The sequence below is a fragment of the Bradyrhizobium sp. IC4060 genome, assembly GCF_020193715.1.
Lineage (GTDB): Bacteria > Pseudomonadota > Alphaproteobacteria > Rhizobiales > Xanthobacteraceae > Bradyrhizobium > Bradyrhizobium yuanmingense.
Window position 1 is genome coordinate 332,972 of the sequence record NZ_JADYVJ010000002.1, and the last position, 14,994, is coordinate 347,965.

16 protein-coding genes are annotated in these 14,994 nt (G+C 59.3%); 13 read left to right on the forward strand and 3 right to left on the reverse strand.

Going from position 1 to position 14,994, the window contains the following annotated elements:
• Positions 1-149: 149 nt before the first annotated feature.
• The 11 genes from trbB to I6F16_RS08450 all read left to right on the forward strand — a co-directional run bounded on the left by trbB (position 150) and on the right by I6F16_RS08450 (position 9,674).
• A complete protein-coding gene (gene trbB, locus I6F16_RS08400) occupies positions 150-1,064 on the forward strand; it encodes a P-type conjugative transfer ATPase TrbB (protein WP_225123868.1) in 915 nt (304 codons plus the stop codon).
• A gap of 1 nt (position 1,065) precedes the next feature.
• Complete coding sequence (locus I6F16_RS08405; RefSeq protein WP_225173587.1) at positions 1,066-1,389, forward strand: TrbC/VirB2 family protein; 324 nt, start codon at positions 1,066-1,068, stop codon at positions 1,387-1,389.
• On the forward strand, positions 1,389-1,652 hold the full coding sequence (locus I6F16_RS08410; RefSeq protein WP_092295110.1) for a VirB3 family type IV secretion system protein: 264 nt from the start codon (positions 1,389-1,391) through the stop codon (positions 1,650-1,652). The genes I6F16_RS08405 and I6F16_RS08410 overlap by 1 nt, the downstream gene beginning before the upstream one ends.
• 10 nt (positions 1,653-1,662) lie before the next feature.
• Positions 1,663-4,104 (forward strand): conjugal transfer protein TrbE, encoded by a 2,442-nt coding sequence (trbE, locus tag I6F16_RS08415; protein WP_225173588.1) that lies wholly within the window; start codon positions 1,663-1,665, stop codon positions 4,102-4,104.
• The gene (gene trbJ / locus I6F16_RS08420) at positions 4,101-4,832 is read left to right on the forward strand and encodes a P-type conjugative transfer protein TrbJ (RefSeq protein ID WP_225123871.1); all 732 of its coding nucleotides are present in this window, start codon (positions 4,101-4,103) and stop codon (positions 4,830-4,832) included. The genes trbE and trbJ overlap by 4 nt, the downstream gene beginning before the upstream one ends.
• On the forward strand, positions 4,832-5,203 hold the full coding sequence (gene trbK-alt / locus I6F16_RS08425; RefSeq protein WP_225173589.1) for a putative entry exclusion protein TrbK-alt: 372 nt from the start codon (positions 4,832-4,834) through the stop codon (positions 5,201-5,203). Before trbJ ends, trbK-alt begins: the two co-directional genes overlap by 1 nt.
• Entirely contained in the window at positions 5,200-6,426 is a 1,227-nt protein-coding gene (gene trbL / locus I6F16_RS08430; protein ID WP_225123872.1) for a P-type conjugative transfer protein TrbL, read from the forward strand. The genes trbK-alt and trbL overlap by 4 nt, the downstream gene beginning before the upstream one ends.
• A 93-nt stretch (positions 6,427-6,519) precedes the next feature.
• Positions 6,520-7,203 (forward strand): conjugal transfer protein TrbF, encoded by a 684-nt coding sequence (gene trbF / locus I6F16_RS08435; RefSeq protein WP_225173590.1) that lies wholly within the window; start codon positions 6,520-6,522, stop codon positions 7,201-7,203.
• A complete protein-coding gene (gene trbG / locus I6F16_RS08440) occupies positions 7,200-8,234 on the forward strand; it encodes a P-type conjugative transfer protein TrbG (protein ID WP_225123874.1) in 1,035 nt (344 codons plus the stop codon). Before trbF ends, trbG begins: the two co-directional genes overlap by 4 nt.
• Positions 8,231-9,439 (forward strand): TrbI/VirB10 family protein, encoded by a 1,209-nt coding sequence (locus I6F16_RS08445; RefSeq protein WP_225173591.1) that lies wholly within the window; start codon positions 8,231-8,233, stop codon positions 9,437-9,439. The genes trbG and I6F16_RS08445 overlap by 4 nt, the downstream gene beginning before the upstream one ends.
• Positions 9,440-9,443: 4 nt before the next feature.
• Positions 9,444-9,674 carry a DUF2274 domain-containing protein gene (locus I6F16_RS08450; protein ID WP_036006848.1) on the forward strand — a complete coding sequence of 77 codons (231 nt, stop codon included), beginning with the start codon at positions 9,444-9,446 and terminating at the stop codon, positions 9,672-9,674.
• Positions 9,675-9,861: 187 nt separating this feature from the next.
• On the opposite strand, the gene I6F16_RS08455 is transcribed toward I6F16_RS08450, so the two are convergent.
• The 3 genes from I6F16_RS08455 to I6F16_RS08465 all read right to left on the reverse strand — a co-directional run bounded on the left by I6F16_RS08455 (position 9,862) and on the right by I6F16_RS08465 (position 12,746).
• Positions 9,862-10,767 (reverse strand): TauD/TfdA family dioxygenase, encoded by a 906-nt coding sequence (locus tag I6F16_RS08455; RefSeq protein WP_346656602.1) that lies wholly within the window; start codon positions 10,765-10,767, stop codon positions 9,862-9,864.
• Between the two features lie 811 nt (positions 10,768-11,578).
• A complete protein-coding gene (locus tag I6F16_RS08460) occupies positions 11,579-11,752 on the reverse strand; it encodes an FMN-binding negative transcriptional regulator (protein ID WP_225173723.1) in 174 nt (57 codons plus the stop codon).
• A 607-nt stretch (positions 11,753-12,359) separates the two neighbouring features.
• Positions 12,360-12,746: a hypothetical protein gene (locus tag I6F16_RS08465; protein WP_225173592.1), complete on the reverse strand. Its 387-nt coding sequence runs from the start codon at positions 12,744-12,746 to the stop codon at positions 12,360-12,362.
• A gap of 711 nt (positions 12,747-13,457) precedes the next feature.
• Between I6F16_RS08465 and I6F16_RS08470 the strand changes: the two genes are divergently transcribed.
• The gene (locus tag I6F16_RS08470; RefSeq protein ID WP_225173593.1) at positions 13,458-13,910 is read left to right on the forward strand and encodes a hypothetical protein; all 453 of its coding nucleotides are present in this window, start codon (positions 13,458-13,460) and stop codon (positions 13,908-13,910) included.
• Between the two features lie 683 nt (positions 13,911-14,593).
• Positions 14,594-14,986 (forward strand): hypothetical protein, encoded by a 393-nt coding sequence (locus I6F16_RS08475; protein ID WP_225173594.1) that lies wholly within the window; start codon positions 14,594-14,596, stop codon positions 14,984-14,986.
• Positions 14,987-14,994: the final 8 nt, after the last annotated feature.

The following is a 14,994-nucleotide window of genomic DNA, read 5'->3' on the forward strand; positions in this document are numbered from 1 at the left end:
GATCACCGAACTCGCTTGTTGCGCCAAGTCCGTCGGTGCCTTTTCTAATCATCCCCACATGAGGACGCTCGTTGGACGTCCTCATTCGGTGGGAGCGAATAGTGGTAATCCATTCCATTCAATCGGAAGCGAGTTCGCGCGGTGCGCGAATGCTGCGCAGCGCGCTCGGCTCCGCGATTGCCGGCTACCTCGAAGACGAAGCGATCATCGAGGTGATGCTCAATCCCGATGGGCGGCTGTGGATCGACCGGTTGTCGACCGGCCTGATCGACACTGGCGAAATCCTGTCGGCCGCGGATGGCGAACGGATCGTTCGTCTGGTTGCGCATCATGTGGGCGCCGAAGTGCACGCCGGCGCGCCACGGGTTTCGGCCGAACTGCCTGGGACAGGCGAGCGCTTCGAAGGTCTCTTGCCTCCGGTCGTTGCAGCACCGGCCTTTGCTATCCGCAAACCCGCTGTCGCCGTGTTTACGCTAGACGAGTACGCCGCCAAGAAGATCATGACCTCAGAGCAGGCCAGGATCCTGAAGAACGCGGTCGGAGCACGGAAGAACATCCTCGTCGCCGGTGGGACATCGACCGGCAAGACAACATTGACAAATGCACTCCTGGACGAGGTGGCGAAGACCTCCGATCGGGTCGTGCTGATCGAGGACACCCGCGAGCTGCAGTGCAGGGCGCCCAATCTCGTTGCGCTCCGGACCAAGGACGGTGTGGCGACGCTGTCGGATCTTGTCCGCTCGTCCCTCCGACTGCGGCCTGACCGCATCCCGATCGGCGAAGTCCGAGGTGCCGAAGCACTCGACCTCCTCAAGGCCTGGGGCACCGGTCATCCCGGCGGCATCGGTACCATCCATGCTGGGACTGCGCTCGGCGCGCTGCGCCGGCTCGAGCAGCTCATCCAGGAAGCTGTCATCACGGTTCCGCGCGCCCTGATCGCCGAGACCATCGACCTCGTCGCCGTGCTGGTGGGACGCGGCGCTGACCGCCGCCTCGCTGAGCTCGCGGCCGTCTCAGGGCTGGGTGCTACCGGCGACTACAGCCTTTCAACAGCAGGAGACTGACATGCGTCAGCAATTTCGCTTTCTTCGAGGTGCATCGCCGGGACTGTTCGGCATCGTTGTTTTGGGAGCGGGGCCGGCATGGGCGGCTGGCTCGAACATGCCGTGGGAGCAGCCGCTCAATCAGATCTTGCAGTCTGTGGAGGGGCCGGTCGCAAAGATCATCGCGGTCATCATCATCGTCGTGACCGGCCTAACGCTCGCATTCGGGGATTCCTCGGGCGGTTTCCGCAGACTGATCCAGATCGTGTTCGGTCTGTCGATCGCGTTTGCGGCCTCAAGCTTCTTCCTGTCGTTCTTCTCCTTCGGCGGTGGCGTGGTGATCTGATGGATGAACCTGTCACAGGCTTTGTTGTGCCTGTTCATCGCGCACTCACCGAGCCCATCCTGATGGGCGGTGCGCCACGCTCGGTCGCAATCGTCAACGGCACGCTTGCGGCAGCCTTAGGGCTCGGACTTCGGCTCTGGATCGCGGGTCTTGTTCTCTGGTTCATCGGCCACATGGCCGCTGTCTGGGCCGCCAAGCGCGACCCCGCTTTTGTCGATGTGGTGCGCCGACATCTGCGCATCCCCGGTCATCTCAACACCTGAGCTCTCGGTCATGATGAACCTTGCCGAATATCGCCATTCCAATGCGCGGCTCGCCGACTTCCTGCCCTGGGCAGCCCTGGTCGACGAGGGAATCATCCTGAACAAGGACGGCTCGTTCCAGCGGACGGCGAAGTTCCGGGGGCCTGACCTCGATAGCGCAGTGCCGGCTGAACTTGTCGCGGTCGCCGGCCGTCTGAACAATGCCCTCCGCCGGCTGGGATCCGGCTGGGCCGTGTTCGTTGAGGCGCAGCGCCATTTTGCAGGAGCCTATCCTCCGAGCACCTTTCCGGATGTCGCATCCGCGTTGGTCGACGCGGAGCGCAGAGCTCAGTTTGAAGAGGCTGGCACCCACTATGAGTCGAGTTATTTCCTGACCTTCCTCTATTTGCCACCGGAGGAGGGGGCTGCCAAGGCAGAACGACTTCTCTATGAGGGCCGGGATCGCACCGTTGGAGCAGACGCGCGCGAGGTTCTTCGCGGATTTATCGACCAAACCAACCGCGTGCTTCAACTCGTCGAAGGGTTCATGCCGGAATGCGCCTGGCTCGATGATCAGGACACGCTGACCTATCTGCACTCGACGATCTCGACCAAGCGTCATCGCGTTCGGGTTCCTGAAATCCCCATGTACATCGATGCGCTGTTGGCCGACCAACCGCTGACTGGCGGGCTCGAGCCGATGTTGGGCTCAGCCAACTTGAGGGTTCTGACGATCGTGGGCTTTCCTGGGGCGACGACCCCGGGAATTCTGGACGACCTGAATCGCCTGCGGTTTTCATATCGGTGGTCGACCCGCGCGATCATGCTCGACAAGACCGACGCCACCAAGCTGTTGACCAGGATCCGCCGCCAGTGGTTCGCCAAGCGAAAATCGATTGGTGCCGTTCTCAAGGAAGTCATGACAAACGAGGCTTCGACGCTGCTCGATACCGACGCCCACAACAAGGCGCTTGATGCCGACGCGGCGTTACAGGAACTGGGGTCCGATCAGATCGGACAAGCCTTTGTCACGGCGACCATTACGGTCTGGGACCAGGATCCCAATGCTGCCGATGAAAAGCTCCGCCTGGTCGAGAAGGTCATTCAAGGCCGCGATTTCACCTGCATGATTGAGACGGTGAACGCCGTCGAAGCCTGGCTCGGCAGTCTGCCAGGGCATGTCTATGCGAATGTGCGGCAACCACCGGTGTCCACCCTCAATCTCGCCCATATGATTCCGATGTCGGCCGTGTGGGCGGGCGAAGCGGGGGATCTGCATTTCAAAGGTCCGCCGCTTCTGTTCGGCAAGACTGAGGGATCAACCCCGTTCCGGTTTTCGCTCCATGTCGGCGACGTCGGGCATACCCTCCTGGTAGGACCGACAGGCGCTGGCAAGTCGGTGCTGCTCGCTCTGATGGCGTTGCAGTTCAGGCGTTATCCGAACTCTCAGGTCTTTGCGTTCGACTTCGGTGGTTCGATCCGGGCGGCCGCGCTCGCGATGGGTGGTGATTGGCACGATCTCGGCGGCGCACTGTCCGACGAGAGCGAAAAGCCAGTCGCCCTCCAGCCGTTGGCGTGGATTGACGATCCCGCCGAGCGCGGATGGGCGACCGAATGGATCGGCGCGATCCTCGCCCGGGAAAAGGTCGAGATCACCCCGGAGGTCAAGGCTCATCTGTGGTCGGCGCTAACATCTCTCGCTTCGGCGCCGAGGGTGGAGCGTACCCTGACGGGCCTGTCAGTCCTGCTCCAATCGAACTCTCTGAAACGCGCCTTGCAACCATATTGCCTCGGCGGTCCTTCCGGGCGCCTGCTCGATGCCGAATTTGAGCGCCTTGGCGAGGCCTCCGTCCAGGCGTTTGAGACCGAAGGGTTGATTGGAACGAGCGCGGCACCTGCCGTGTTGGCCTATCTCTTTCATCGGATTGGAGACCATCTGGACGGCCGGCCGACTCTTCTTATTGTCGATGAGGGGTGGCTTGCCCTCGACGACGATGATTTTTCCGGACAGCTCCGGGAGTGGCTGAAGACCCTTCGGAAGAAAAACGCCTCCGTCATCTTCGCGACCCAGTCGCTCTCGGACATCGATGGCTCTGCAATCGCGCCTGCTATCATCGAAAGCTGTCCAACGCGGCTGTTGCTGCCGAACGAGAGGGCGATCGAACCCCAGATCGCAGCCATCTACAGACGCTTCGGCCTCAACGACCGGCAGATTGAGCTACTGAGCCGGGCAACGCCCAAGCGCGACTACTACTGCCAGTCCCGTCGCGGCAACCGGATGTTCGAACTTGACCTTGGTGAGATTGCGCTCGCATTCACTGCGGCCTCTGCCAAGACCGACCAGGCTGCCATCACGCAGCTCCTGGCCGAACATGGACCTGACGGCTTCGTACCGGCCTGGCTCCAGCACCGCGGTTTGGCCTGGACCCTCGACCTGCTCCCCAATCTCGTCAATCTGGAGAAATCACTATGAGGCGTCTTGGCCTGTTGGCGGCCGCTGGCACGGTCGCGCTGATCCTGGGCATCACAGCGCCCGCGCGAGCCCAGTGGATCGTCTTTGATCCCAACAACTACGTCCAGAATGTCTTGACGGCTGCGCGGGAACTCCAGCAGATCAACAATCAGATCACCTCGTTGCAGAACGAGGCGCAGATGCTCAACAACCAGGCGAAGAATCTGGCAAACCTGCCGTACTCATCTCTGCAGCAACTGCAATCCTCGATCCAGCGTACTCAACAATTGCTGGCCCAGGCCCAGCGTATCGCCTACGACGTCCAACAGATCGATCGCGCGTTTTCGACGAGCTACGCGCCGGCCACTGGCAACCAATCCAGCCAGTTGCTGGTCACCAACGCTCAATCGCGGTGGCAAAACACTTATGCGGCAACGCAAGATGCGCTTCGTGTCCAGGCTGGCATCGTTGGCAACCTCGACACCAACCGTATCCAGACGTCCGCGCTCGTAACCTCAAGCCAAGGCGCGAGCGGTGCGCTGCAGGCAACGCAGGCGGGCAATCAGATTCTCGCGCTGAACGCGCAGCAGCTCGCCGACCTCACAGCCGTCATGACGGCGCAGGGGCGAGCGCAAAGCCTTGAAGCGGCTCAGCGCGCCTCGGCCCAGGATCAGGGACGAGAACAGCTTCGGCGCTTCCTGACGGCGGGGCAGGGCTATCAATCATTCAACGTGCAGATGTTCCACTGATGACCGACATCCGGGCATTCAAGGCATTGTCGCTGCTTACGACAATCGGCGTAGTGGCCGTCGCTGCTTGCACGATTCAACTTCGTGGCGGAGATCGTTCTCCTCCGCCGCCGAAGGCGGAGCAGACGGCAGACGCAACCAGCTCAGACCTCGCGCGCTGCCGCAACGTCACTGCGGACCACCCAGCGGGTTATGAGCGTTGCAAGCAGGTTTGGGCCGAAAACCGCCGTCGCTTCTTTGGCAAGAAAGACGGTGGCGCAGTTCCAGGCCGCGACGATTCCGCCGCCGGCGTGGCGCTCGCTCCAAAGGATCAAAGCCGGATCCCGCACGGATATCCGAACCTGGCGGCCCCTGAGGCGATCAAGCCATGACTGGTACGGGGATCATTGACCAATTCCTGGAAACGTTCACGCGTTATATCGACAACGGCTTCGGGCTGCTGGGTGGCGACGTGGGATATCTCGCAACTACGCTTGCCGCGATCGACATCACGCTTGCCGCGTTGTTCTGGAGCTGGGGGCCGGACGAGGACATCATCGCACGCCTCGTCAAGAAGACGCTCTTTGTCGGCGTCTTTGCCTACCTGATCAGCAATTGGAACAGCCTGGCGCGCATCGTCTTCGAAAGCTTTGCGGGCCTTGGGTTGAAAGCGTCCGGCACAAGCCTGGCGGCGGGGGATTTCCTGCGACCGGGCAAGATCGCTCAAGTCGGTCTCGATGCCGGTCGGCCGCTCCTCGAGTCGATCTCCAACCTGATGGGCTACATCAGCTTTTTCGAGAATTTCGTCCAGATCGTCGTTCTCCTGTTCGCATGGGTCGTGGTGCTGCTCGCCTTCTTCATTCTGGCGATCCAGCTCTTCGTCACCCTGATCGAGTTCAAGCTCACGACACTGGCCGGCTTCGTGCTCATTCCCTTTGGCTTGTTTGGCAAGACCGCTTTCGCGGCGGAGCGCGTTCTGGGCAACGTCATATCTTCCGGCATCAAGATCCTGGTCCTGGCCGTCATCGTCGGCATCGGCTCCACCCTGTTCTCGCAGTTCACCGCAGGTTTCGGCGGTGCACAGCCGACCATCGAAGACGCAATGACGCTGGTGCTCGCGGCGCTTTCCTTGCTGGGCCTCGGCATCTTCGGTCCGGGTATCGCAAACGGCCTAGTGTCGGGCGGACCTCAACTCGGCGCCGGCGCCGCGATTGGAACAGGCCTTGCTGCTGGCGGCATTGTTGCGGCAGGTGCGGGACTTGCTGCTGGCGGTGCCGGTCTCGCTGGCGGTGCGGTTGCAGGCGCCGCGCGCGGTGGCGGCGCTGTCATAACCGGAGCAACAGCCGCCTATCGAAGCGGCGGCCTTGCCGGCGTCGCGGAGGCTGGCGCTTCGGCTGCGACGAGTCCATTGCGTCGAGCAGCGGCTGCCTTCGGAGGTAGCCAAGCGGGCGACCAGAGCGCGAGCGCTCCGGCCGAAGGGCAGCCTGATTGGGCTCGCCGCATGAAACGTGTTCAGATGATTCGGCATGGTGCCTCCGCCGCTGGCCACGCCGTCCGCTCCGGCGATCATGGTGGCAGCGGCTCCTCCGTCGATTTGTCCGAAGGAGAACGCTGAGACGCACCACTGCACCTCCGCCGCACAGCAGCGCCTCAAACCTTCTATCGCAAGACTTGAAACCAATCACTCGATATCAGGGGGCAACCAGCGATGTTCAAACGACCATCAGTTCACTACGGGCGCATGCCCGAGCCGATTACGCCGTACCAAAAGGCAGCGCAGGTTTGGGACGAACGCATTGGATCTGCCCGCGTGCAGGCCAAGAACTGGCGCCTAATGGCGTTCGGCTGCCTGATGCTTTCAGCCGGTCTCGCTGGCAGCCTTGTCTGGCAATCGAGACAGGGATCGATCACGCCTTGGGTAGTAGAAGTCGATCATCTCGGCCAAGCCCAAAGGGTTGCGCCGGCCAACATCGACTATCAACCTACTGACGCTCAGATCGCCTACCATCTGGCGCGGTTCATCGAGGATGTCAGAGGCTTGCCGGCCGACGGTATCGTTCTGCGCCAGAATTGGCTCCGGGCCTATGATTTTACGACGGATCGTGGCGCGGCTGCGCTCAACGATTATGCACGCAACAATGACCCCTTTGCCAAACTGGGCAAGGCTCAAATCTCCGTAGACGTCTCGAGCGTCATTCGCGCGTCTTCGGAGAGCTTTCGGGTCGCATGGACTGAACGCAGTTACGACAACGGTTCGCTGAGTTCGACCGAACGCTGGTCAGCAATTCTCACGATCGCAATCGAGTCGCCGCGCGATGCCGAACGCCTGCGCAAGAATCCCCTTGGCGTCTACGTCCGCGCCATCAACTGGTCAAAGGAGTTGAGTCAGTGACCAAGACGCCGTCTGACGTTCATTCGAAGCATCCAGGTGCGCAAAGCGGGCTCAATTCGACTCGGCCCAAGTTCGTGTTCGCGAAGCGAGCAAGTTTCCACGCTCTCCTGCTTTGTTCGTCGATGCTTGGTGGATGCGCGACCTACATTCCGCCGGAGATCAGCTATGACGCTGAAGTTCCTCCGCTGCCGGCACCACCGGTGGCTCTCGACGACAAACCGAGACCGCTTCACGTTCCACCCCTCTGGAAGCCAGCTTTCGGCGGTAAGTCAGGAGGGAAGGAAAACATAGAGCCGGTGAGCCGGGTTGAGATGGCAAACAGTGCGGCCCGTGTTGAACCGCGCAAGCGGGGGTATTTCAACGCGGCGCAAATCTACGCCTACAGTCCCGGGGCGCTTTATCAAATTTACGCCGCACCGGGGCAGATCACGGATATCGCGCTAGAGGAGGGAGAACAGTTGACGGGATCAGGGCCGATCGCGGCCGGAGATACCGTACGCTGGGTCGTGGGCGATACCGAGAGCGGGAGCGGCGACACACGGCGCGTCCATATCCTCGTCAAGCCAACCCGAGCTTCGATCGAGACTAACCTGGTCGTCAATACCGATCGGCGGACCTACCTGATCGAACTGCGCTCCCGCGAGCGGCCATATATGCCATCCGTTGCCTGGTACTATCCGGAAGCAGTGCGCGAGCAGTCGCGTTCAGTTGCTCTGAAACCCGTTCTTCCGGAGCCGGCGCGGCGCATCTCCCGCTATGTCATCGAAGGGGACAGTCCACCCTGGCGGCCGATCGCCGCATATGACGATGGCCGCAAGGTCTATGTCGAATTCCCGCAAGGCATCGTGCAGGGCGAGATGCCACCGCTCTTTGTCATCGGCCCGGAGGGCAAGACCGAGCTCGTCAATTATCGCGCCTACGGTAACGTATTGATCGTCGATCGGCTGTTTGCAGCCGCCGAACTCCGGCTCGGCGGTGAGCACCAGCAGAAGGTCCGTATTGTCCGGACCGACGGGAGGCCGTCGTCATGAACACCCGCAATGGAAATGATCACGAGAAAACAGTTCCAACGGAGACACAAGTGGAGCGGTCGGAAAGCTTCCGCTTGAGAGCAGAGCATCCGCGCGTGACGCGGTTGTCGCGGAAGCTCTTGGCCGGCGGGAGCGCGGTCGTCCTGCTTGTCATCGGTGGGGCTGTGCTGTGGTCGCTGCAGCATAATCGCTCCCGAAATCAGGCGGCGGAGGAGCTTTATAGCACAGACCATCACAATGTTGCCGACGGTATTACGACCCTGCCGAAGGATTATGCTGGCGTTCCGCGCCAGCCAATCCCGCAGCTTGGTCCGCCGCTCCCCGGGGACCTCGGTCGACCGATCCTTGCCGCTCAAGGCCAGTCGCCGGCGATTGGCGCTCATCCGGACCAGCAGCGCCGGGATCAAGAGACCGAGGCAGCCCGCATCAGTCATCTATTCGCTTCGACGAACGGACGTGAAGTACGTCCGCCCACCGCGGCGCTTGTTGGAAGCGATCGCGTCGTGCCATCGAATCCAACGGGGACCGGGGATGACGCATCTGCACAAAGCGGTCAGGACCGAAAGCTTGCCTTCGTGAACGCCTCCGTGGATCGCCGTACGGTCAGCGCTGACCGCGTCACCAGGCCTGCCTCATACATCGTGCAGGCCGGGACGGTCATTCCGGGAGCGCTGATCACAGGGATTAGATCAGATCTTCCAGGCCAAATCACCGCGCAGGTGACGGAAAACGTATACGATACGCCCACCGGTCGGTTCTTGTTGGTACCGCAGGGCGCGCGCCTGATCGGGGTATACGATAGCCAGGTCACTTTCGGCCAGTCCCGCGTCCTGCTCGTCTGGACACGGCTGATCATGCCGAATGGACGGTCGATCGTTCTCGAGCGGCAGTCTGGCGCTGACACTGCCGGATACGCAGGTCTCGAAGGTCAGGTCGACAATCACTGGGGCGAGTTGTTCAATGCTGCGGCACTATCGACGCTTCTGGCGATTGGGACCGAATTGGGCGCCGGCTCGGACTCCAATAGCAACGACAGTGCAATCATCCAGGCATTGCGACACGGCGCCTCGGACTCACTAAACCAGACGGGGCAGCAGGTGGTTCGCCGCAGCCTCAGCCTTCAGCCCACTCTAACCGTGCGACCTGGCTTCCCAATACGTGTTCTTGTCAATCATGACCTGATACTTACACCGTATAGAGGGTGACAACATGCCAAAACTAAAAATAGGAGAGCTTCCAGACGACAAGCCGGTCAAAGTAAGTGTGGAGCTGCCTGCGGCGGTGCATCGTGATCTCATTGCATATGCAGAAGCCCTTACTCGCCAGGGTGGTCAAGTGGTCGATCCGACTAAACTCATCGCCCCTATGTTGGCGCGCTTTATGGCCACTGATCGAGGATTTTCTAAGCTGAAACGGGAAACCGCTGGCGAAGGACAGTGATGCTCAAGTTTCCTCGAAGCCGTCGGTCGACGCTAAATGGTTTGCGTGCATCAAGCTAGCCGCTGCCGCGTTGGCGCTAAGAGCTGAGATATCGCGTTGGAGAGTGTGTTTTCGCGTTTGCCTTAAAGAAGTCAGATTGCCAGGTTTTCTCGATTTCAGCCCGAGAGCGCTGCGCGTCGTCGTGCAGTCATTCGGTCACCTTCAGGCGCGTTACACTGCTCCGGCCATCGACGCTGACAGGCACCTCACCCTCGATCGTGGCCCGACGTACGACGCGATGCTGGTCCCCGTAATCGTTGACGGCGTAATGCTGCGTTGCGCGGTTATCCCATATCGCAATATCCCCCTCTAACCAGTTCCAGCGCACAGTGTTTTCGGGCGCGGTGATGTGAGATTGAAATAGGTCGAACAGCTTTTGTCCGTCGTATTTGGGGACATCAACAAACTGCTTCACCAAGGCGCCGAGCACTAGCGTCCGCTCGCCTGTTTCGGGGTGGACGCGCACGACGGGATGCTCCGTCTCAAAAACCGCTTTGGTGAACACCTCCTCAAAGTGCTTCTTGTCGACCTCGCGGAGACGCGCGATCCCGGCGTAATCGAAAACGTTGCTGTGAACGGCCCATAGGCCCTCGGCGAGCCGTTGTAGTGGCGACGGCAAACCAAGATAAGCGGCAGCTGTGTTAGACCACACGGTGTCGCCTCCGAACGTTGGCATTACCACGGCCCGCAGGACCAAGATCTTTGGATAGGCGTCGGCAAAGGTCCCATCCGCATGCCAAACGTCGGCGCGACCGCCACCGCGAGTGGAGTCCAGTTCGAGGAGCGACGCCCCCTTGGTAGCGCCGAGTATCGGATGTGGCACTACCTTTCCCAGACGAGCGGAAAAGCGCTCCTGCTCAGCGTCATTGAGATGTCCTTGATTGCGGAAGAAGATCACCTTGTGCTCTAGCAATAAGCTGTTGATCGCAGCTATCGCGTGATCCGGTAGATCGCCTGACAGCTTGATATTTTTGACTTCGGCACCGATGCGCGCTGCTCGTTTCACAATATCCGCGCTCGGAATGACGCCACCTATCAAAGTCATTGCGCTGATCTCGCTTTTCCAGGCCCTGGCAGGTCTCCCGCACCCCTTGGAGCGAATGATCTTCAGCAAGCATCGTGCCAATCGAAAGACCAACATGTCCTCGACAATAGGCACTGAACGAATCGTGGTATTTGCTGCGAGTCATCGAACGTCATCGTGCCATATCAACGGGTTCGAGAGTATTTGCTGGTCTACATGTCTCGGATGCTTATAGCGGGTAATGTCCGGTTAAGTGAGCTGAATCAGCTGACCGGTCCTCGAGGGTGAGATGCGGTGGAAAGCGTGAGCATTGCTGCTTTGTGGCTCTGCTTCTTGATCGATTCGTTTTAGGCAGTGACCATGCCAGGCGGCGCTGGGCAAGCCACAACGCGAATGGGCTTTTCGAGAGTTCGCGTACTATGCCCGCTGTACTCGACCTGACACGGGATTTGGCCCCTGTCGGAAAACCGACAACTCTCCACATAGTGTAGTAAGCTCAAGCTGACTGTTCCATTGGCAAATTCGTGAGTTAATTGACGGCCCGGGTTAATCTCCCTACGTCGCTGGAGAGCTGTGAGAGTTGCAGATGTACGATCATTCTCTCGAGCGGCGTTCTTGGCGACGGTCATGCACATTATCGTCTCGTCCTGAAGTAGGACAAAGCTGCAATATACTGGTCCTGTGCCAGTTTGCTCGCCGCTTAGGCCGGTGGCGAAACCAATGCGATCAGGCGCGGGCGGTGGTTCATGTCCGATCATGGTGATCGGGATGAAATCCGCGGGAGCATCGCTGACCGCCCACGGCGTCGCACGTCACGTCTCATGGAGGTTCGTCAATCGCGTCACGATCTGAAGCAGGCGATTGAGATACTCGAAGAATTCAATCGCCCATGGGCGTGGACCGCGATGTAATTCCATGTCGGCAGCATATGTTCGGCTTGTGGTTTGCTGGGAGACCAGGATGACGTCTCGCAAGCCTCTGCGCCAGTGAAGATCGGCAGAGCGGTCCGATTGATGCGCGATTGCGGATAGCTAAGTTCACTTCGCCGGCGGCCTGCCCAGCGTCTTTATCTACTGGACAACAGACTGAGCCGCCGCCATGGTGCAGAACGTCGCAGCACCGGCGGTAGGGGCTGGTCCAAAGCGGCTCCTGTGGTCGTTTGTTCCGCAAGGTCCGGAAGTATCCCAATTTCCAGGAAACGGATGCTTTCTCGGGCACTTCAGCGCTGTTAGCGGAACGACCGTGCAGCTATTCGTGAGGCTATGGGCACGGCCCCCTGGCACATTGCTGCCTCAATTGGGCGCAGTTCTCTTGATCTTTCTCAAGCGGTGCCCCTTCTGCAGCAGTGGAGCAGGCGCGCCTGCCGCGCAGCGGTGGCAAAGGCGTCGTGGTCGACGATTCTAAGAAGGATCAGCTTCGGGCAAGGCCATAATTCGCATCCATCTTCCAGGGATCCGGCGAGTATCGTGGTTCAAGAGCCGCCCCTCCTCATTGCCTCGATACTGGCTCGGGCGAGCCCCCAATCGTCCAGACTTCAGAAGGGCAACTTCCACACGAAATAGAGAAGCGCAGCGATTGCCACCCAGAAAAGTATGCCGCGGAAGATGAAAGCGAGCGCCATTTTAATTGCCATCTTGCCCAAGCCGCTGCGCCATGGTGATTCCATCGATCGCGTCTGCCAGCGCTTCCAAGAAAGTCCGATACCACGCGTCATCATCGGGAAGATCCCACTCTTGTAGGCTGCCGACGTAACGCGTCAGAGCAATCACGCCCGCGATCGTGGTTGGGGTTGAACGGATGAGCACGTTCCCATGCTCCGCGAGAGCATGGTTCCTTTGACAGCTGATTTCCTCGGCGGCAACAAACTCGGGTCCCGAATCGAGCTTCGCCGATACGGACAGGGCCGCATCGTAATGCGCCAACAGCTCGCGATGACGCTCGATTATTGCGAAGATTAGATCCCGATCGGCTGCAGCAGTCGACTGGAAGGAAATTTCCTGCGATGACAATGTTGGCCCCAAGCAAGTAGCAAGGCTACGTTAGCATGGTAGTCATGATGATAATCAGCATAGAGGGTCCTTGATCTGCGGTATTTCTGCTCGATCGCCTTGGCATTCAGGCGAGGTCAACGGCTCCATTTTGAGTTCGAGACGTTTCGCGCACGAGGGCGCGCCTTACTCGCGGGAAAACGGCCCTGCTCGATCGTTTTGGCGTACATCACTGGCCTTTCAAGCGTCGTCGTCATTTATGAATGCCACGCAGCGTGCCAGGGCGGAGATCCTCGCACAGCCGGCTTGGGGGTGTCCTCGCACTGTTGGCGGAACCTCGTCCGCGTCGTGTGAAGGCGACACCGCGACATCGGGTATTCGGCGGCAGGCCCATTCAGCCATCATTCACGGATCATCCGGTCTGAGCCGGAGTGACGACGCAGTTGAGGCGTCGACGCCCGCGCTGGGAGCTCTCCGCAAAAGTCCTACGCGGACGGTTGGATAAGATATCGTAGGTTTGGTCGGTGTGGGGGTAGGCGGTAGCGCTCCCCCGCTACCAATATTCCCCGCTACCAGTTTTGGATTTCCTTGGTAATCTACAATCCCGGCGAGTGTTTTCGCGCCGTGTGAGTCACGTTGGGTATTTCCCGACAGTGATGGCTTGGTATCGCCGCTCAGCTAACCTTCCCCGCCATTGGCACAAAGCACTCGAAGTCCTTCGTAGGTTTTTTGATGGAGATGAACAATTTTCAACGGATAGGTGCCGCTAGCAACACAGAGGTCGGTCGGGACTTTGAAGCTGCTGCTCACATATTTTTCGACAAGACTGGTATCAAGCTGAAGCGCGGCTTTCCGGTCCAGGTTGGATTTCAGGCAAAGAAAAATCACAACTTTGATTTTGGAAGCGAAGAGCCGCCGATATTGATCGAATGCAAATCGTATACTTGGACCTCAGGCGGCAACTCCCCTAGCGCCAAGATCAGGGGATTGAATGAAGCGATGTTGCTGTTCAGTGCCGCACCAGAGCGGTATCGCAAAATTCTCCTTGTCCTCAAGCATCTTCATCAACGCACACGCCTGAGCTTAGCGGCTCACTATATCAAAAATCACGCCCATCTCTTCCCGCCGAACACCGAGGTTTGGGAGTTCGATTTAGAAGGCTCGCGAGCCGAGCGGCTCTACTAAATCTAAACAATCGCAAAGTCTGCCACAGCGCCCAGTCGCAAGAGCAATGCTAGGGGAGACGACTTGAACGAGCTGGGGAGGTTTGTATGGGAATGCCAGACGAGCCGTACTACACACTTATAGTCGAGTCATACTATGAATCCGGCTCTGGACTGCACGGTGATGTTCATGTGCACTGTGTCAAGGGCCAGCAATTCTCCCAATCGCTTCGCATACGATCTCCGAAAGAAATGCGACGCAAATACCCAGTCGGTACTCGCTTTCGCATCTACGCCAAACTTACGGACAAGGAAGGCGGTAGCCCGTTCCTGCACACGCACCACAGCTGGCCTTACGACGTGCTGACAAGCTAGAGCGCCCCGACTATGCGGCAGGAAATCGAGGTGTGGATCCAGCACTGCCTATTGAAGCAAACGAGCTCGTAGGATGGGTAGAGCTCTTGCGAAACCCATCACGCTTCACATCGGGTGGTATCGATGGGTTTCGCTTCGCTCTACCCATCCTACGAACTTCGGCAAACTATGCGTCTTCGTTGAACTGTGCGGCGCAGGAGCAGGAGGGCTAAAGTGGCGGGGCTAGCATTACAAGGTCGATTGACGGAGCATGGACTCGCACGTGCGCTCGGGCGTCAAGATGTCAGTCCTCGACTGCTCAAGGAGCGGTCGCCTGAGCAGGTAGCCAGGATGATTGAGAGACAACGGCTGGGACGTGGCATCTCAAAGAAGGCAAAAAAGGCTTCAAAGAAAAAGGCTGACGGCGGAGTTAGGCGCGCGAGGAAGGCCAAGACAAAGTCAGTTGGACGGTCCGTCACCCTTTCGGTTCGAACAAGCTATTGGACGCGCGTTAATCGAGAAGTTCATCTGCTGATCTGCACTGACGACAAAAAATACGAAAAGCTTCGGAAATATGTTGGCAAGGAAAGCAAGCCAACGCAGTTCGCTATCGTAACCAGCATAGCGGCAACTATCGGTGCTTACATAGGCGTTGCGGCCTCGGTCATCGCACCACTCGTTACGCTAGCTTTGATGGCGGTCTTGCAGGTCGGCAAGAATGCATGGTGCGCGGGTCAAGCGTAGGAGCAGAA